This window comes from Tabrizicola sp., assembly GCF_041919135.1.
Classification (GTDB): Bacteria; Pseudomonadota; Alphaproteobacteria; order Rhodobacterales; family Rhodobacteraceae; genus Tabrizicola.
The window spans coordinates 206,745-223,362 of the sequence record NZ_JAYRUJ010000004.1 but is presented as its reverse complement, the minus strand read 5'-3'; the positions used below and the strand labels follow the sequence as shown (position 1 = coordinate 223,362).

General features: G+C 68.7%; 18 protein-coding genes and 1 tRNA gene. 12 read left to right on the top strand and 7 right to left on the bottom strand.

Features of this window, described 5'->3' with window-relative positions:
• Together ACE3UA_RS05210 and ACE3UA_RS05205 are read right to left on the bottom strand one after the other, a co-directional pair.
• Nucleotides 1-695 (bottom strand): substrate-binding domain-containing protein (locus ACE3UA_RS05210; protein WP_374643220.1); only part of this gene is annotated, 695 nt, incomplete at its 3' end.
• A gap of 157 nt (nt 696-852) precedes the next feature.
• Entirely contained in the window at nt 853-1,731 is an 879-nt protein-coding gene (locus ACE3UA_RS05205) for a helix-turn-helix domain-containing protein (RefSeq protein ID WP_374643218.1), read from the bottom strand.
• A 380-nt stretch (nt 1,732-2,111) separates the two neighbouring features.
• Here ACE3UA_RS05205 and ACE3UA_RS05200 point away from each other — a divergent pair, with 380 nt between their 5' ends.
• The 3 genes from ACE3UA_RS05200 (at nt 2,112) to ACE3UA_RS05190 (ending at nt 4,112) form a co-directional block, all read left to right on the top strand.
• On the top strand, nt 2,112-2,660 hold the full coding sequence (locus ACE3UA_RS05200) for an NADPH-dependent FMN reductase (protein ID WP_374643216.1): 549 nt from the start codon (nt 2,112-2,114) through the stop codon (nt 2,658-2,660).
• A 103-nt stretch (nt 2,661-2,763) separates the two neighbouring features.
• Nucleotides 2,764-3,324 carry a DUF4202 domain-containing protein gene (locus ACE3UA_RS05195; RefSeq protein WP_374643214.1) on the top strand — a complete coding sequence of 187 codons (561 nt, stop codon included), beginning with the start codon at nt 2,764-2,766 and terminating at the stop codon, nt 3,322-3,324.
• Entirely contained in the window at nt 3,321-4,112 is a 792-nt protein-coding gene (locus ACE3UA_RS05190; protein WP_374643212.1) for an HpcH/HpaI aldolase/citrate lyase family protein, read from the top strand. Before ACE3UA_RS05195 ends, ACE3UA_RS05190 begins: the two co-directional genes overlap by 4 nt.
• Before the next feature lie 61 nt (nt 4,113-4,173).
• On the opposite strand, the gene aroC is transcribed toward ACE3UA_RS05190, so the two are convergent.
• On the bottom strand, nt 4,174-5,274 hold the full coding sequence (aroC, locus tag ACE3UA_RS05185; protein ID WP_374643210.1) for a chorismate synthase: 1,101 nt from the start codon (nt 5,272-5,274) through the stop codon (nt 4,174-4,176).
• Nucleotides 5,275-5,559: 285 nt separating this feature from the next.
• Here aroC and ACE3UA_RS05180 point away from each other — a divergent pair, with 285 nt between their 5' ends.
• Nucleotides 5,560-6,528 (top strand): TerC family protein, encoded by a 969-nt coding sequence (locus tag ACE3UA_RS05180; protein ID WP_374643208.1) that lies wholly within the window; start codon nt 5,560-5,562, stop codon nt 6,526-6,528.
• 58 nt (nt 6,529-6,586) lie between these two features.
• Entirely contained in the window at nt 6,587-7,849 is a 1,263-nt protein-coding gene (locus tag ACE3UA_RS05175) for a DNA polymerase IV (RefSeq protein ID WP_374643206.1), read from the top strand.
• A gap of 60 nt (nt 7,850-7,909) precedes the next feature.
• Here the strand turns inward: ACE3UA_RS05175 and ACE3UA_RS05170 are convergent, their stop codons facing one another.
• Complete coding sequence (locus ACE3UA_RS05170) at nt 7,910-8,713, bottom strand: N-formylglutamate amidohydrolase (RefSeq protein ID WP_374643239.1); 804 nt, start codon at nt 8,711-8,713, stop codon at nt 7,910-7,912.
• A gap of 230 nt (nt 8,714-8,943) precedes the next feature.
• Here ACE3UA_RS05170 and ACE3UA_RS05165 point away from each other — a divergent pair.
• The 7 genes from ACE3UA_RS05165 (at nt 8,944) to ACE3UA_RS05135 (ending at nt 13,365) form a co-directional block, all read left to right on the top strand.
• A tRNA-Val gene (locus ACE3UA_RS05165) sits at nt 8,944-9,018 on the top strand.
• A gap of 69 nt (nt 9,019-9,087) precedes the next feature.
• A complete protein-coding gene (gene ykgO / locus ACE3UA_RS05160; RefSeq protein ID WP_023666132.1) occupies nt 9,088-9,213 on the top strand; it encodes a type B 50S ribosomal protein L36 in 126 nt (41 codons plus the stop codon).
• Between the two features lie 152 nt (nt 9,214-9,365).
• Nucleotides 9,366-9,854, top strand: a complete 489-nt coding sequence (locus tag ACE3UA_RS05155; protein ID WP_374643203.1) for a hypothetical protein — start codon at nt 9,366-9,368, stop codon at nt 9,852-9,854.
• Nucleotides 9,851-10,450, top strand: a complete 600-nt coding sequence (locus ACE3UA_RS05150; RefSeq protein ID WP_374643201.1) for a glutathione S-transferase — start codon at nt 9,851-9,853, stop codon at nt 10,448-10,450. The genes ACE3UA_RS05155 and ACE3UA_RS05150 overlap by 4 nt, the downstream gene beginning before the upstream one ends.
• 191 nt (nt 10,451-10,641) lie before the next feature.
• Entirely contained in the window at nt 10,642-11,214 is a 573-nt protein-coding gene (gene petA, locus ACE3UA_RS05145; RefSeq protein WP_374643199.1) for a ubiquinol-cytochrome c reductase iron-sulfur subunit, read from the top strand.
• Nucleotides 11,215-11,225: 11 nt separating this feature from the next.
• Nucleotides 11,226-12,563 carry a cytochrome b gene (gene petB, locus ACE3UA_RS05140; RefSeq protein ID WP_374643197.1) on the top strand — a complete coding sequence of 446 codons (1,338 nt, stop codon included), beginning with the start codon at nt 11,226-11,228 and terminating at the stop codon, nt 12,561-12,563.
• Between the two features lie 13 nt (nt 12,564-12,576).
• Nucleotides 12,577-13,365 carry a cytochrome c1 gene (locus ACE3UA_RS05135; protein ID WP_374643195.1) on the top strand — a complete coding sequence of 263 codons (789 nt, stop codon included), beginning with the start codon at nt 12,577-12,579 and terminating at the stop codon, nt 13,363-13,365.
• 48 nt (nt 13,366-13,413) lie between these two features.
• Here the strand turns inward: ACE3UA_RS05135 and ACE3UA_RS05130 are convergent, their stop codons facing one another.
• Genes ACE3UA_RS05130 through thiB form a run of 3 tightly spaced genes read right to left on the bottom strand, consistent with a single transcriptional unit; the run spans nt 13,414 to nt 16,602 of the window.
• The gene (locus tag ACE3UA_RS05130) at nt 13,414-14,112 is read right to left on the bottom strand and encodes an ATP-binding cassette domain-containing protein (protein ID WP_374643237.1); all 699 of its coding nucleotides are present in this window, start codon (nt 14,110-14,112) and stop codon (nt 13,414-13,416) included.
• The gene (locus ACE3UA_RS05125) at nt 14,099-15,643 is read right to left on the bottom strand and encodes a thiamine/thiamine pyrophosphate ABC transporter permease ThiP (RefSeq protein ID WP_374643193.1); all 1,545 of its coding nucleotides are present in this window, start codon (nt 15,641-15,643) and stop codon (nt 14,099-14,101) included. Before ACE3UA_RS05125 ends, ACE3UA_RS05130 begins: the two co-directional genes overlap by 14 nt.
• Nucleotides 15,619-16,602, bottom strand: coding sequence for a thiamine ABC transporter substrate binding subunit (gene thiB, locus ACE3UA_RS05120; RefSeq protein WP_374643191.1), 984 nt, complete (start codon nt 16,600-16,602; stop codon nt 15,619-15,621). Before thiB ends, ACE3UA_RS05125 begins: the two co-directional genes overlap by 25 nt.
• Between the last annotated feature and the right edge of the window lie 16 nt (nt 16,603-16,618).

Here is a 16,618-nt window from a genome sequence, read left to right as displayed (position 1 = left end):
GCGCCGCCGCCGGTGCCGTCATTCGCGGCGACCACGCCGACGATCTCGGCCCCGAAGCGGGTGATCTGGCCCGCCGCCCATTGCTGGGCTTCCGGCGGGGCCCAGTCCGGCGTGTCGAACTCGGCCAGGGTCTTGTAGGGCGAGGCGTCGAGCGCCGCGTCGATCCCGTCGCGGATCAGCCCGGCGGCGGCATCGGTGGGCGAGCCGTTGATCTGCAACACGCCCGCGCCATCCGGCACGCCGCTGGCCTTCAGGTGGTCGACCAGCGATTGCGCGATGGCCTGGCCGATGCCCTTGTTGTCGAACGAGACGTAGTAGTCGGCCGGGGCATCCGGGATCGGGCGGTCATAGGCGATGACCTTCACGCCCTGCGACTGCGCCAGCGTCACCAGCGCGGCGGCGGCGGCCGAGTCGACGGGATCCAGCACGATCACCTTCGCGCCCTGCGCCAGGACCGAGTTGAACTGCTGCTGTTGCAGCGCCACATCGGCATTGGCGTTCTGGTAGATCACCGTGCAGTCGGGGCAAAGCTTCGCCATCTCGGCCTGGAAGCCGGGATAGTCATGCTCCTCATAGCGGGTCGAGGCCTGGTCGGGCATCAGGAAGGCCACGGTCGCGGCCTCTTGCGCGAAGGCGTTGCCCGCAAGCAGGGCCAGGGCGGTGCCGGCCATGAGGGTCAGGTGGGTGCGTTTCATTCTCTCTCTCCCTAAGGTGACGTCTTCTGTCCTGCCGTCCGGGACGGCGCGGTCTTTCCCGGCTGCGCTGTTCGGTTGCCCGGCGTCAGGCAACACCCGGCCGCGCTGCGCACCGGAGGGTCGGGCGCGGCCAGTCATCTCGGTCCGTGGTCTCGGGTCAGGCGGCCAGCGTGCTGTTGTCCTCGTGCAGCGCGCGGAACCGGCTGGGCGGCATTCCCTTTCGTCGCAGGAACTGGCGGTTGAAGTTCGACAGGTTGTTGAAGCCCACCGCATAGCAGATGTCCGTCACCGTCTTGCCGGCGTCGTTCATCAACATCTGGCAGGCGAGATTGATCCGCAGGCGGTTGACATATTCCACCACCCCCATGCCCGTATGCCGGCGGAAGCTGCGCGAGAAGGCGGACGGCGTCATCCCGGCGGTGGCGGCAAGGTCGGTTTCGCCGAAATCCTCGGTCAGGTTGTCGTTGATATAGGCCAGCGCCTTGTTGACCCCGGCCGTCATGAAGCCGGAGGGGTCGGGCAGATAGGTGTCCGAGGCCAGCGCCCGCGTCCCGCCATCGCCCGCAAGGGTTGCCAGCAGGTCCAGGAACAGGCTGGCCCGACGCGGTCCGCGGGCCTGCGTCAGCTCGGCCAGGATCGGCGCGCAACGCTCCGAGCAGCCGTCCGAGAACAGGACGCCCCGCCGGCTGAGCTGGAACAGGCCCGCGAAGCCGCCGGTATCGGGAAACAGCTCGGCGATGCGCAGAAGCAGCTCTTCCGGGAACTGCAGCACCCGGCTGCGCAGGGGGACGGTTTCGCCCTCGGCAATATGCGAGACCCAGTTGTGCGGCAGGTTCGGCCCGGTCAGCACGAGATTGCCGGGGGCAAACTCGCCGATGAAGTCGCCGATGTAGTAGCGCCCCGAGGTCGCGACGACCTGGTGCACCTCAAGCTCGGGGTGGAAATGCCAGCGGACGGTGTGGAACGGATAGCCGTGTTCCCAGGCCTTGAAGGACTGGCCCTGGCCGATCTGGACGACTTCTAGATCCGGCTTCATGCGATCCCCCTTCCGCCGCGTCCCCCCACGGCGCAGCAAAGCCTGACGCCTGCCCCGCAGCTTCATCTTGCCGCAAGGAATCGGGCCCTGCTACCACAGGGGGAATGACGAACTGATATTTTTTTGACTTTCTGCGGTGCAGTATTGTCAAATTTAACGCCCTTGGCCGACCGCACTTCGAACGGATCCGCAGATGCTCAGGACCAACCGCTTGAAAAGCTGTCGCGCGGGGCCGCCTTGCATTCTTTCCTGGGCAAGGGGCGGCCGGCCCGCATAGGGTCTACCCATGTCGCCCGTCAAATGGTCAACTCTGTTCCGATCCCACCCTCGCGACCAAGGCGGGATCCTGCTGTTGCAGGATCGTTCAGGAGAATTGACGCATGACCACGATCCTTGGCCTCTCGGGCAGCCTGCGGAAGGCCTCGTTCAACGCCGGGCTGCTGCGGGCCGCCGCCGAAGTCGCGCCCGAGGGGGTGACGATCCGGATCGGCTCGATCCGCGAGGTGCCGCTTTATGACGCCGATCTCGAGGCGGCCCAGGGCCTGCCCCCCGCCGTCGCCACCCTGCAGCACCAGCTGGCCGGGGCGCAGGGTCTTCTGCTGGTGACGCCGGAATACAACAACGGCATTCCCGGCGTGTTCAAGAACGCGATCGACTGGATGTCGCGCGGCCCCGGCCTGTCGATGTTCGTCGGCAAGCCGGTGGCGGTGCTGGGCGCCTCGCCGGGGGGCTTTGGCACCATCATGGCGCAGGCGCATTGGCTGCCGGTCCTGCGGACCCTCAAGGCGGATCTCTGGGCCGACGGGCGGATGCTGGTCGCGCGCGCGCAGGGCAGCTTCGACGCCGAGGGCAACCTGACCAGCGAGGAAACCCGCGCCAGGCTGGCAGAATTCGTCCACGGCTTCGCCCGCCGGCTTGGCGCGGGCTGAGCGCGCCGGCCTTCCCCATCCGGTCATTTGTCGCAACCAGCCCTTCCGGTGCGCCCGGCTTCCGTGCAAGATCGGCAAAGTCACTGCGCGAGAGGGGGGAAACATGGCCGGCGATCTGCATCAGGCCCTGGCGGCGATCGACGAGGCGAACTCGGTCGATCCCAAGGGCGAGGCGCTGGTCTACGGCCAGCGCATGTCCGAGGAACTGGCCCAGCTCTTTCCCGGCGCCTCGGAAGTCCTGCAGATCGCCGCCCGCGGCCAGCATGTCGAACGCTGGCTCCTGCCGCGCTCGGACTACCCCGAGGGGAAAGCGGGCTACCTCGCCTGGCGGCGCGAACAGGCCCGGCGCCATGCCGAACGCCTGGCCGGCATCATGGAGCGCGCAGGCTATGACCCGGAGACCTGCGCCCGCGTCGGCACGCTTCTGCGGAAAGAGGGGCTGAAGCGGGACGCCGAGGTGCAGGCGCTCGAGGATGTGGCCTGTTTCGTCTTCCTGCGCTACCATTTCCCCGGCTTCGCCGCCGCCCGCGACCCGGCCGAGGTCGAGGACATCGTCCGCAAGACCGCCCGCAAGATGTCGCCCGAGGCCCGCGCCCGGGTGCTGGTGGAATTCGCCCTGCCCGAACCGCTCGCCGCCGCCTTCCGCAACGGAGATTCCGCATGACCCGCCTCCGCCGCCTCTGGGACCAGGACCGGCCGGCGCTGAACGCCTGGTGCTCGATCGGCAATCCCTTCGTGGCCGAGATCATGGCCGCGCAGGGCTTCGACAGCGTGACCGTCGACATGCAGCACGGCGCGCTGGACTATGCCGACCTCCTGCCGATGCTGCAGGCGATGCGGGCCAGCGGCGCGACGCTTCTGGCGCGGGTGCCCTGGCTCGACCCCGCCCATGTGATGAAGGCGCTGGACGCCGGGGCCGAGGGGATCATCTGCCCGATGGTCAACACCGCCGAGGAGGCCGCCCGCTTCGTCAGCTACATGCGCTATCCGCCGCAGGGCCTGCGCAGCTTCGGCCCGACCCGCGCCATCTTCGCCCACGGGCCGGATTATGCCGAAAGCGCCAACGCCCGCCTTCTGGCCTTTGCCATGGTCGAGACCGCCGAGGCGCTGTCGAACCTCGACGCGATCGTGTCCACCCCCGGACTTGACGGAATCTACGTCGGCCCGGCCGACCTCACCCAATCGGTCAGCCAGGGCCGGCTTCCCTTCGGCATGGACCGGCAGGAACCCGAGATGATCGCCGAAATCCGCCGCATCGCCGAGGCCTGCCGAAAGCGCGGGATCATCGCCGCGCTGCATTGCGGGACGCCGGACTATGCCCACCGCGCCATCGGCTGGGGCTTCCGCATGACCACCGTCGGCGGCGATTCCCGCTTCCTCGCGGCGGCAGCGGCGCAGGCGGTGGCCGGGTTCCGGCGCCTGACCCAGGCCGACAGGCCCGGCGACGCCTGACCCACCCCGCGCGACCGCGATTTCCGAATGGAAATCGTGCCGGAAATCGTTCGATTTCCGCTCACCCGATCTGCCCGCGCCGGCCTCCGGTCTGGCCGCGGTCCAGCAGCAGATGGTCCAGCAGCACGCAGGCCATCATCGCCTCGCCCACCGGCACGGCGCGGATGCCGACACAGGGGTCGTGGCGGCCCTTGGTGATCAGGTCCACCTCGGCCCCGGCTTGCGTCACCGTCCGCCGGGGCGTGAGGATGCTGGACGTCGGCTTCACCGCAAAGCGGCAGACCACCGGCTGCCCGGTGGAGATCCCGCCCAGGATGCCGCCGGCATGGTTCGACAGGAACTCCGGCCCCCCCGGCCCCATCCGGATCTCGTCCGCATTCTCCACCCCGGTCAGCGCCGCCGCCGCCATCCCCTCGCCGATCTCCACCGCCTTGACCGCGTTGATCGACATCATCGCCGCGGCAAGATCGCTGTCGAGCTTGCCGTAAAGCGGCGCCCCCAGCCCGGCCGGCACGCCCGTCGCCACCACCTCGATCACCGCCCCGACCGAATTGTGCGCCAGCCGCAGCTCGTCCAGATAGGCCGCCCAGTCCCCCGCCGCCACCGGATCGGGGCACCAGAACGGGTTCGCCTCGATTTCGGCCGCATCGAACCGCGCCCGGTCGATGCCCTTCACCCCCATCTGCACCATATAGCCGGTGATCCGCAGCCCCGGCACCAGCGCCGCCAGCGCCGCCCGCGCCACCCCGCCCGCCGCCACCCGGCTGGCGGTCTCGCGCGCCGAGGACCGGCCGCCGCCGCGATGGTCGCGGATGCCGTATTTCTGGTGATAGGCGATGTCCGCATGTCCCGGCCGGAACGACTGCGCGATCTCGCCATAGTCCTTCGACCGCTGGTCGGTATTCTCGATCATCAGCTGGATCGGGGTGCCCGTGGTCTTGCCCTCGAACACGCCCGAGAGGATCCGCACCTCGTCCGGCTCTTTCCTCTGGGTGGTGAACTTGGACGTCCCCGGCTTCCGCCGGTCCAGCCAGGGCTGCAGGTCGGCCTCGGACAGCGCCACGCCGGGCGGGCAGCCGTCCACCGTGCAGCCGATCGCGGGCCCGTGGCTTTCGCCCCAGGTGGTGACGCGGAAAAGATGTCCGAAGGTGTTCAGGCTCATGGCGGGATCCTCGCTTGGGCACGGGCATACAGGCCGCGCGCCCCCTGCCACAAGCCCCGCGCAGCCGGAATTCGGCCGCCGGATCACGACGCCGTGACGTTTCTGCCGGATCGGGGGTTGAAATGCCGCCCGCCGGCCCCACCTTTCCCCCGCGGGCCGGGCCCCTCTGACGACGCCAGTCGTGATGTCGGACCGCATCGAGAAATCGTGCTCGATGTCAGCCCGGCGCAACTGCCTCTGAACAAGGCTGGCCTCTCGACGCACCCATGAAAGGGTACAACGGGGATGGAATTCCTCCTCCTGCCGGTTCTGGGCACATCGCTGTGGATGTTGCTGGTCTTCATCGGCATCGTGATCGCACTTCTGGTCCTGGACCTGGGCGTCTTCCACAAGACCGACCACGAGATCGGCGTCGGCGAAAGCCTGCGCCTCTCGGCCTTCTACATCACGCTGGGCGTGCTGTTTTCAGGCTTCGTCTGGTGGCAGATGGAGGCCGAGGCGGCAAAGCTCTACCTCACCGCCTTCGTGGTGGAAAAGACGCTGGCGATGGACAACGTCTTCGTCATCGCGCTGATCTTCGGCTATTTCGCCATTCCCCGGCAATATCAGCACCGCGTGCTGTTCTGGGGCATCCTGGGCGTGATCGTGCTGCGCGGGATCATGATCGGCCTCGGCGCGACGCTGGTCGCGCAATACGGCTGGATCCTCTACATCTTCGCGGCTTTCCTGATCTTCACCGGCATCAAGATGCTGGTGACCGACGACCAGCATCTCGACATCAGCCGGAACCCTGTCCTGCGCTGGATGAAGCGGCGGATGAAGGTGACCGAGGATCTGCACGGCAACGCCTTCTTCCTGCGCCGGCCCGACCCCGCGACCGGCAGGCTGGTGACCTTCGCCACGCCCCTGTTCCTCGCCCTCGTGCTGATCGAGATCGCCGACCTGGTCTTCGCCGTCGATTCGGTGCCCGCCGTCTTTGCGATCACCACCGACCCGTTCATCGTCTATACCTCGAACATCTTCGCGATCCTTGGCCTGCGGGCGCTGTATTTCGCGCTGGCGGCGATCATCCACCGCTTCCATTACCTGAAATACGCGCTGGCGATCCTGCTGATCTTCATCGGCTCCAAGATCTTCCTGGCCGACCTGATGGGCTGGGAGAAATTCCCCGCGAACTGGTCGCTGGCCATCACCTTCGCGCTTCTGACGGCGGGCGTGCTGTTCTCGTTGTGGAAGACAAGGCCAGGCCGCTGATGCCTGCGGTCGCCAGTCACGCTGGCGACCCTCCACCCCGGCGTGCTAGCCTTGGCCCATGCCCAGCCTCTGCCGCGATTGCCTGACCCGGACCGATGGCGCGCCGCCCTTGGCGCGCTGCCCGTCCTGCCGCTCGCCCCGGATGGTCGCGCATGACGAGCTTTTCGCCCTGTCCATCGCCCATATGGACTGCGACGCCTTCTACGCCTCGGTGGAAAAGCGCGACAACCCGGCCCTGCGCGACCAGGCCGTCATCGTCGGCGGCGGGCAGCGCGGCGTGGTCTCGACCTGCTGCTATATCGCCCGGATCAAGGGCGTCCGCTCGGCCATGCCGATGTTCCAGGCCCTGAAGCTCTGCCCCGAGGCCGTCGTCGTCAAACCCCGATTCTCCGCCTATATCGAGGCCTCCCGCGCCATCCGCGCGATGATGGAGGAGCTGACCCCCGCGATCGAGCCGCTCTCGCTGGACGAGGCCTTCCTGGACCTGACCGGCACCAGCCGCCTGCACGGCGCCCCGCCCGCCGTCCTGCTGGCCCGCCTCACGAAACGGATGGAGGAGGAGCTTGGCCTCACCGGCTCCATCGGCCTGTCGCACAACAAGTTCCTCGCCAAGATCGCCTCCGACCTCGACAAGCCGCGCGGGTTCTCCGTCATCGGCAGGGCAGAGACCGAGGCCTTCCTGAAGCCCAGACCCGTCCGCATCATCTGGGGCGTGGGCCAGGCGACCCAGACCGCGCTGGAAACCGCGGGGATCCGCACCATCGCCGACCTCCTGCGCTGGGACCGGGCCGACCTCGGCGCGCGATTCGGCAGCATGGGCGACCGGCTCTGGCACCTTGCGCGCGGGATGGACATGCGCCGGGTCAACCGGGACGACCGGCCGAAATCGATCTCGAAGGAGACCACCTTCTTCGAGGATACCTCCGACCCCGATCTCCTCGACGGCCATCTCTGGCGGCTGGCAGAGCAGGTGGCCGACCGCGCCAAGGCCAAGCGGCTGGCGGGGCGCACGGTGACGCTGAAGCTGAAGCGGGGCGATTTCCAGCTGGTGACCCGCCGCCATGCGCTGAGCGATCCCACCCAGCTTGCCGACCGCATCTACCGCGCCGCGCGCGAGCTTTACGACCACGCGGGCACGAAAGGCCCCTTCCGGCTGATCGGCGTCGGCATCTCCGACCTCGCGCCCGAGGACCGGGCCGACCTGTCGCAGGACCTCCTCGACCCCGATGCCCGCCGCCGCGCCGCCGCCGAACGCGCCACCGATGCGATTCGCGCCAGATTCGGCGCCGAGGCGATCATCAAGGGCCGCAGCCTGCGGTAAGGGCGGTGCGCTGTAGCGCACCCTACGGGACGGCGTAGGGTGCGCTACAGCGCACCGATCCTATTCCGCCGCCAGCGCCGCCCCCTCCGGCCGCACCAGCTCCGCCACCACCTGCGCGATCTGGGCGCGGAAATCCTGGAAACCGGCCAGGGGCTCGATTCGCGCCTCGTCCATGTAAAGCGCCCGGTCGATCTCGACCTGCACCACATGCACCCCGCGCGAGGGCCGCCCATAGGCCTGCGCCACATAGGCCCCGGCGAAGGGCGCATTCCGCCCCACCCGCAGCCCGACCCCGGCGAAGGCCGATTCGATCCGGTCCATCACCTCGCAGCCGGCCGCCACGCCATAGCGGTCGCCCAGCACCACCTCGGGCCGGGCATGGCCGGGGCGGGTATGCGCCTCGATCGCCTCATGCGGCATGGAATGGCAGTCGATCAGCACCGCCTGGCCGAAGGCGGCGCGGGTCTCCTCGACCAGCGCGGCCAGCGCCCGGTGATAGGGTTGCCAGAACCGCCGCAGCCGCGCCTCGGCCTCGGCCAGGGGCAGCTTGCCGCGATAGATCGCCCGCCCGCCCGCGACCACGCGGGGAATCACCCCAAGCCCCGAGGAAACCCGCGGATTATGCGGCGGACGGCTGATTCCCTCGATCACCGCCGGGTCCAGCTCGTCCGCGGCGCGGTTCAGGTCCAGATAGGCCCGCGGCACCCGCGCCGCCAGCAGCGGAGAGCCGAGGCCCGGCGCGCAGTCGAACAGCTGGTCGACGAAGGCATCCTCCGACGACCGGATCGCCGAAGGATCGAGCAGCGCCTGCGACAGGAAGCTCGGCAGATAGTCCCGCCCCGAATGCGGCGAGGCAAAGATCATCGGCCCCGCCACCCTCAGGGGGCGGTGCAGCACGAAGGCTTCGGTCGTTTCGTCAAGGATCCCGGGCAATGGCGCTCCTTCCCCTCTCCCGGATATAGCCGCAGAATCCGGGATTCCAAAACCCCTTGCAGGCCCCCGCGCGGTTCAGTATAGACCCAGCCGACCGACGCGGTTCCTTCCGCGTCCTTTTCGTTTCACCGGAAAGGGCAGGATGGGTCGCCAGGCCAAGTGGGCGGTTAGCTCAGCGGTAGAGCACTACGTTGACATCGTAGTGGCCACTGGTTCGATCCCAGTACCGCCCACCATTCACCTCCCCGCAGGGGGAACGTTGTTTTCAATCGGCGCAGACGCGCCGCGCAGAAGGAGGGACGACCATGAAAGTCGCCAACTCGCTCCGCTCGCTGAAGACGCGTCATCGCGATTGCCAGGTCGTGCGCCGCAAGGGCCGCGTCTATGTGATCAACAAGACGCAGAAGCGCTACAAGGCCCGCCAGGGCTGATCGCTTCCGGCAGACGGAATTCAGGGCCGCCAGGGGGAAACCCCGGCGGCCTTTTCCTTTTTTACCTCCCCCTCGTCGATCACTTCGCCACTCCCCCGCGGAACAGCGACGAGAAGACGAAGTCGCACGAGGAGCAGCCTTCCAGGATTGCCATGACCCCGCCGCCCGCGCCCGCCGCGCCGGGGACCTTCCTGGCCCAGAACCCTGTTGCGCAAGGCCGCCTCACCGGCACCATCCTTGTCCGGCCGCCCCCCGGCCCCCGCGCGGTCGACCCGACACCCGTTTACACCCTGCCCCCTCCGCCCCTACACTCCCGCATCATCCCGGAGGTCGCCATGCCCCTGCCCCTCGCCCCCCTGATCCCCCTCGCCGTCCGCCTGGGCCTGGTCGCGACGACCACTTTCGCCGTGACCCGGCTGGTCCGCTCCGCCACCCACCCCGGCCGCACCGACCAGCGGGCCGAGGATGCGCTGGACGACCTGGGCGAGGGTCTGTCCCTGCATCGCCCCGCCGACCGGGCCGAGGACAGGCAAACCAACGCCACCGCGCGGGTCCGCCGGGTGATCCGCTTCCGGGGCAGGACATGGGAACTGGACGCCGGCCTGCTGGCGCGGGTCCGGCTGAACGAGAGAAAAGAATGAAGCTCTACCACGCCCCCGCCTCACCCTTCGTCCGCAAGGTCATGGTCCTTCTGCACGAGGCCGGGGCCACCGACCGGGTGACGCTGGTCCCCGTCTCGGGCACGCCGCTCGATCCCGGCACCATGCCGGTGGACCGCAACCCCCTGGGCAAGATCCCCGCGCTGGAGCGGCCGGACGGCCCCACGCTCTACGACAGCCGGGTCATCACCCGCTATCTGGACGACCTGCTGCAGACCGGCCTCTACCCGCCCGCGCCGCATCTCTGGGAGACGCTGACCCTGGAGGCCACCGGCGACGGCATCGCCGAGGCCGCGCTCCTGATGCGCTACGAGATGCATGTCCGGCCCGAAGCCAGCCGCTCGCCCGAATGGGCCGAGGGCCAGTGGCGCAAGGTCGACCGCGCCCTTTCCGCCGTCGAGGACCGCTGGACCAGCCACCTGGCCGGGCCGCTGGACATCGGCCAGATCGCGCTTGGCTGCGCTTTGGGCTATCTGGACCTGCGCCACGCCGGGCGGAACTGGCAGGCCGCGCATCCGGCGCTGGCCGCCTGGTGGACCGGCTTTGCCGCCCGCCCCGCCATGGCCGCCACCGCCTGATCCGCCCGACCGGGCCGCGTCCCTGGCGCAACAGAGGGCTTGCCTGCGACAGAATACAGCGGCTGCGCGGCTTTGTCCGCTGGACGAGTGCGCCAGCCTTGGCTAGATACGCCAACGTCGGGGCATCGGTTCGCCAATGCCCCTCAGGTCATATGGGTCGGCTTCAGCGGCCTGAAAGGGGAGAAGATCTCGTGTCCCACGCAGACGATCACGCAGGCACCGGCCAAGGCAATCGGCGGGATTTCCTGTATTACGCGACGGCGGGCGCCGGCGCGGTCGCCACGGGTGCCGCCGTCTGGCCGCTCGTCAACCAGATGAACCCCTCGGCCGATACCCGCGCCCTGGCGTCGATCATGGTCGATGTCTCGGCGGTCGAGGTCGGCACGCAGCTGACGGTGAAATGGCTGGGCAAGCCGGTCTTCATCCGCCGCCGCAGCGCCGAGGAGATCGAGGCCGCCCGCGCGACCGCGGTTGCCGACCTGCCCGATGCGGGCTCGGAGAACGCCAACAAGCCCGGGACCGACGCTTCGGACGCGAACCGCACCCTGGACGAGGCCGGCGAATGGCTGGTGATGATGGGCGTCTGCACCCACCTCGGCTGCGTGCCGCTGGGCGACGGCGCGGGTGAGTTCGGTGGCTGGTTCTGCCCCTGCCACGGCTCGCATTACGACACCGCCGGCCGCATCCGCAAAGGGCCCGCGCCCCGGAACCTGGCGGTGCCGGTCGCTGCCTTCACTGACGAAACCACGATCAAGCTCGGGTAAGGACCAGAAACATGGCCGGTATTCCGCACGACCATTACGAACCCAGGACCGGGATCGAACGCTGGCTGCACAAGCGCCTGCCGATCGTGGGTCTGCTCTACGACACCATCATGATCCCCACGCCCAAGAACCTGAACTGGATGTGGATCTGGGGCATCGTCCTGACCTTCTGCCTTGCGCTGCAGATCGTCACCGGCATCGTCCTGGCGATGCACTACACCCCGCATGTCAGCCTGGCCTTCGCCTCGGTCGAACACATCATGCGCGACGTGAACGGCGGCTATTTCCTGCGCTACCTGCACGCCAACGGCGCCTCGCTGTTCTTCTTCGCCGTCTACCTGCACATCTTCCGCGGCCTCTACTACGGCAGCTACAAGGCCCCGCGCGAGATCACCTGGATCGTCGGGATGATCATCTACCTCTGCATGATGGGCACCGCCTTCATGGGCTACGTGCTGCCCTGGGGCCAGATGTCCTTCTGGGGCGCCACGGTGATCACCGGCCTCTTCGGCGCGATCCCCGGCATCGGCGAGCCGATCCAGACCTGGCTGCTGGGCGGACCGGCGGTGGACAACGCCACGCTGAACCGCTTCTTCTCGCTGCACTACCTGCTCCCGTTCGTGATCGCGGCGCTGGTCGCCGTCCACATCTGGGCCTTCCACACCACCGGCAACAACAACCCCACCGGGGTCGAGGTGCGCCGTGGCTCGAAGGAGGAAGCCGAGCGTGACACCGTCCCGTTCTGGCCCTACTTCGTGATGAAGGACCTCTTCGCCCTTGCGGTGATCCTGGCGGTGTTCTTCGCCGTGGTCGGCTTCATGCCGAACTACCTCGGCCACCCCGACAACTATACCGAGGCGAACCCGCTGGTGACCCCCGCCCATATCGTGCCGGAATGGTACTTCCTGCCGTTCTACGCGATCCTGCGCGCCTTCACCGGCGAAGTCTGGGTCGTCATCGCGGCGGAATGGCTGTCCTTCGGCATCATCGACGCCAAGTTCTTCGGCGTGCTGGCGATGTTCGGCGCCATCGCGGTCATGGCGCTGGCCCCCTGGCTGGACACTTCCTCGGTGCGCTCGGGCCGCTATCGCCCGATGTTCAAGTGGTGGTTCGCCCTGCTTGCCATCGACTTCGTCGTCCTGATGTGGTGCGGCTCGATGCCGGCGGAAGAACCCTATGCCACGATCTCGCTGATCGCCTCGGCCTACTGGTTCGCCTATTTCCTGGTGATCCTGCCGCTCCTCGGCGTGATCGAGAAGCCGCTGGCCCAGCCCGCGACCATCGAGGAAGACTTCAACGCGCATTACTCGCCGACCACCGGCGGGACCAAGACCATCGCGGCCGAGTGAGAGGAAAACGATCATGCTCCGCAAAATCGCACTCACTGCCGCATCGGCGCTGATCCTGTCGGCGGGCGCAAGCCTCGCCGCCGGAGAGCAGCATGTCGAGGATCTCGCCTTCGCCCATGAAGGCCCGTTCGGCCGGTTCGACCAGTTCCAGCTCCAGCGCGGCCTCCAGGTCTATACCGAGGTCTGCGCCGGCTGCCACGGGCTGAAGTACGTGCCGCTGCGCACCCTGTCGGACGAAGGCGGCCCCGGCCTGCCGGAAGACCAGGTCCGCGCCTATGCGGCCGACAACTTCACGGTGACGGACAAGGAAACCGGCGAGGACCGCGCCGCCCTGCCGACCGACAACTTCCCGGCGAACACCGCCGCGGGCGCGCCGGATCTCAGCCTGATGGCCAAGGCCCGCGCGGGCTTCCACGGCCCCTATGGCACCGGCATCAACCAGCTGTTCCGCGGCATGGGCGGGCCGGAATACATCTACTCGATCCTCACCGGCTACACCGGCGAGGAGAAGGAAGAGTTCGGCTCGACCTTCTACGAGAACCACGCCTTCGCGGGCGGCTGGATCGCCATGGCCCCGCCGCTGTCGGACGACCAGGTGACCTATGCCGACGGCCACCCGGCCACCGTGGCCGACATGGCCGAGGACGTCGCCTCGTTCCTGATGTGGGCGGCCGAGCCGAAGCTGATGGCGCGCAAGGATGCGGGCTTCGTCAGCGTGATCTTCCTGGTGATCCTCTCGACCCTGCTGTTCCTGACCAACAAGCGGATCTGGTCGGGCATCAAGGGCAGGAAGCACGCCTGATCCGAAGGCTCCCGAAACGCGAAAGCCCCGCCAGACCGGCGGGGCTTTTCATTTCCGGCCCAGATATTCCCGCAAGGCCGGGGGGGGATCGGCCATCAGCGCGGCCGTCGGGACGGGGGCCTGCACCACGCCCTCGGCGATGAAGGCCGTCTTGCCCCCCAGCGCCAGCGCATCGCCGGGGTCATGCGTGACCAGCAGCACCAGCGCGCCGGTCTCGCGCGCCACCTGATCGACCAGCTCCAGCATCTCCTGCCGCAGCGCCGGGCCAAGCGCGGCAAAGGGCTCGTCCAGCAGCAGGATGGGCCGCGCCCGCAGCAGCGCCCGCGCCAGCGCCGCCCGGCTGGCCTGCCCGCCCGACAGCTGCGCCGGACGCCGCGCGCCCAGTCCCGCGAGGCCGACCCGCGCCAGCGCCTGCTCCAGCCGGGCCCGGTCGTCGGGCGACAGCCGCAGGTCCGGCCGCAGCCCCAGGCCAAGATTTTGCGCAATGGTCAGATGCGGGAACAGGTTCTGTTCCTGGAACAGGATCGTCACCGGCCGCTCTCCCGGCGGAAGGCCCGCCAGATCCCGGCCCTCCCAGCGGACCGTCCCCGACCTGGGCGGCAGGAAGCCCGCGATGGTGGACAAGAGCGTCGATTTCCCGGACCCCGAGGGCCCCATCACCGCGATCCGCTCCCCCGCCCTGGCGGACCAATGCGCGCTCAGGCGGAACGGGCCCTGCCCCAGTTCCAGATGGTCAAGCTCCAGCACGGCGGCCCCCCGCATCACAGGCCCAGAACAGGACAAAGGACAGCACCACCAGCACCAGCGAGGCCGAAGCCGCCGCCTCGATCCGGTAGGCCCCGGTAAGCTGTTGCACCACAAGCGGCAAGGTCGCCTGCCGCTCGCCGGCAAAAAGCGCGATCACGCCAAGGTCGCCCATCGACAGCGCCGCCGCGATCCCCGCGCCAAAGCCAAGCGGCCGCGCGAGACGAGGCAGGACCAGCCAGCGCAACCGCGCCCGGCCGCGCAGCGCCAGACTGTCGGCCAGACGTCCGTAATCCGCCTGCAGCGCCCGCGCCTCGGGCAAGAGGACGCGGTAGAGATAGGGCAGGGAAAGCGCCATGTTGACCAGCACCGTCACCGACAAGGCCAGCGACATCGGGCTTACGAAGGGGCGCAACAGCAGGAACAGCCCGGTTCCCAGCACCAGACCCGAGGTCGCAAGCGGCAGGGTCGCCGCCGCTTCAATCGTGGGCGATGGACGGCGGGCCGCCGCCAGGGCCAGAACAAGCGCCGCCGCCGTGGCCAGACTGGCCGAGATCAGCGCCACCAGCACCGACCGCCCCGCCGCGGGCAGGACCAGGGCCGGAAGCTCCGCCAACCCCGGCAGCCCGCGCAGCACCACCGCCAGCAGCGGCAGGGCCAGGAACGCCGCCGCCAGCAGCAGCGCCAGCCCGTCCAGTCCACGCCGCCAGCCAGCCGGAGCCGTCAGCGCCAGCTTCCGGTCCAGCCCCGCGCCAAAGCCCGCCGGTCGCGCCACCGTCCAGGCCGCCAGCGCCGCCGCCGCGCCCAGCGCGACCTGCACCCCGGCCAGCCCCGCCGCGCGGGAAAGGTCGAACTCGAACCGCACCGCCTGATAGATCGCCAGTTCGATCGTCGTCGCCGAGGGACCGCCGCCCAGCGTAAGGACCACCGCGAAACTGGTCAGGCAGATCACCAGGATCACCAGCGCAACCCCCGGCACCACCTCGCGCAGCATCGGCCATTCCAGATGCCGGAAGGTCTCGCGCGGGGTGAAGCCCAGCGACTGCGCCAGCCGGATCCGTTCGGCCGGGAGGGCAAGCCAGCCTTGCAGGATCATTCTCGTGGCAAGGGGAAGGTTCAGGAAGACATGCGCGATGACGACGCCGTGCAGGCCGAAGATCGACACCGGCGGCAGGCCGAGGGCGGCGAGCGCGCTGTTGATCAGGCCGGAACGGCCGAATACGGCGAGAAGGCCAAGCACCGCGACGACGGCGGGCAACAGGAACGGCGCGCCCATCAGGGTGATCAGCAGCCCGCGTCCGGGAAAGCTGCGCCGGGCCAAGGCTCGGGCGACGGGGATGGCGAGAAGGGTGGAAAAGATAGCGGACAGAAGGGCTTGCGTGGCCGAGAACCTGATCGCCGCCCAATCCGCCGGACCCAGCGACAGGCCCGCCCCCCGCCAGGCCACGGCGGCCAGCGGGGCGGCGACCAGCGCCAGCAGCAATGCCGCCAGCGCCGGTGCGGCAAGGCCTAGCGGGAAAGCGCGGCTTGCCATTCGACCAGTGCCGCGTCACGGGCGGCCTGCGCCTCTTCGGGCGGCAGAAGCAGCGACTTGGCCGGGCGGAAGGCGTCGAACCCTTCGGGCAGTCCGGCGGCGGGAGTGACGGCGGGATACATCCAGTTCGTCTGCGGGATCGCCGCCTGGAACCGCTCGGTCAGCATGAAGTCGAGGAACCTGTCCGCCAGGTCCGGCTGGTCGGTGGCGGCCAGTTTCCCGGCAACCTCGATCTGCATGTAGTGGCCTTCATCGAACAGCGCGGCAGCCTTTGTGTCGTCGCTCTCGGCGATCAGGTGGTAGGCGGGCGAAGTCGTATAGCTGAGCACCATGTCCGCCTCGCCTTCCAGGAACAGGCCATAGGCCTCGGACCAGCCGGGGGTGACGGTGACGATGTTGTCGGCAAGGCCCTTCCAGATCTCGGCCGCGCGGTCGCCGTGGGCGGCCTTGACCCAGAGCAGGAGGCCGAGGCCGGGGGTGGAGGAGCGGGGGTCCTGGATGACGATCTTCAGGTCCGAGGCGGCGAGGGAGTCGAAGCTTTTCGGAGGGTCGGGCAGCCGGGTCTTGTCGTAAACGAAGGCGAACCAGCCCCAGTCGAAGGGCAGGAACAGGGGATCCGCGAAGGCGGTCGGCAGATTGGTCGTCGGATTTTTCCCATGTGGCGCAAAGAGTTGCGTGGCAGCAGCGGCGGCGGTGAGGCTGGTGTCGAGGCCAAGGACCACATCGGCGTCGGAGGCGACGCCCTCAAGCTGGATCCGGGCCAGAAGCGCGGCGCCATCGCCGGCGGCGACGAATTGCAGGTCGCAGGCGCAGGTCGCCTCGAAGGCCTTCTCGACCGCCGGGCCGGGGCCCCATTCCGAGGTGAAACTGTCGTAGGTCAGCACGGTAAGGACGGGGGTCTTTGCCATCGCAGGAAGCGCGATGGTCAGAAGTCCCGCAGCAAGGAGTTGTTTTTGCATGATTTTCTCCAAGTTG

Excerpts from the sequence above, each read along its gene's own strand:
- ykgO (WP_023666132.1), top strand. The coding sequence starts at position 9,088 with ATGAAAGTCGCCAACTCGCTCCGCTCGCTGAAGACGCGTCATCGCGAT.
- ACE3UA_RS05190 (WP_374643212.1), top strand. The coding sequence starts at position 3,321 with ATGACCCGCCTCCGCCGCCTCTGGGACCAGGACCGGCCGGCGCTGAAC.
- ACE3UA_RS05175 (WP_374643206.1), top strand. The coding sequence starts at position 6,587 with ATGCCCAGCCTCTGCCGCGATTGCCTGACCCGGACCGATGGCGCGCCG.
- ACE3UA_RS05135 (WP_374643195.1), top strand. The coding sequence starts at position 12,577 with ATGCTCCGCAAAATCGCACTCACTGCCGCATCGGCGCTGATCCTGTCG.
- ACE3UA_RS05180 (WP_374643208.1), top strand. The coding sequence starts at position 5,560 with ATGGAATTCCTCCTCCTGCCGGTTCTGGGCACATCGCTGTGGATGTTG.
- ACE3UA_RS05155 (WP_374643203.1), top strand. The coding sequence starts at position 9,366 with ATGACCCCGCCGCCCGCGCCCGCCGCGCCGGGGACCTTCCTGGCCCAG.
- aroC (WP_374643210.1), bottom strand. The coding sequence starts at position 5,274 with ATGAGCCTGAACACCTTCGGACATCTTTTCCGCGTCACCACCTGGGGC.
- ACE3UA_RS05150 (WP_374643201.1), top strand. The coding sequence starts at position 9,851 with ATGAAGCTCTACCACGCCCCCGCCTCACCCTTCGTCCGCAAGGTCATG.
- petB (WP_374643197.1), top strand. The coding sequence starts at position 11,226 with ATGGCCGGTATTCCGCACGACCATTACGAACCCAGGACCGGGATCGAA.
- ACE3UA_RS05200 (WP_374643216.1), top strand. The coding sequence starts at position 2,112 with ATGACCACGATCCTTGGCCTCTCGGGCAGCCTGCGGAAGGCCTCGTTC.
- ACE3UA_RS05205 (WP_374643218.1), bottom strand. The coding sequence starts at position 1,731 with ATGAAGCCGGATCTAGAAGTCGTCCAGATCGGCCAGGGCCAGTCCTTC.
- ACE3UA_RS05170 (WP_374643239.1), bottom strand. The coding sequence starts at position 8,713 with ATGATCTTTGCCTCGCCGCATTCGGGGCGGGACTATCTGCCGAGCTTC.
- thiB (WP_374643191.1), bottom strand. The coding sequence starts at position 16,602 with ATGCAAAAACAACTCCTTGCTGCGGGACTTCTGACCATCGCGCTTCCT.
- ACE3UA_RS05195 (WP_374643214.1), top strand. The coding sequence starts at position 2,764 with ATGGCCGGCGATCTGCATCAGGCCCTGGCGGCGATCGACGAGGCGAAC.
- ACE3UA_RS05125 (WP_374643193.1), bottom strand. The coding sequence starts at position 15,643 with ATGGCAAGCCGCGCTTTCCCGCTAGGCCTTGCCGCACCGGCGCTGGCG.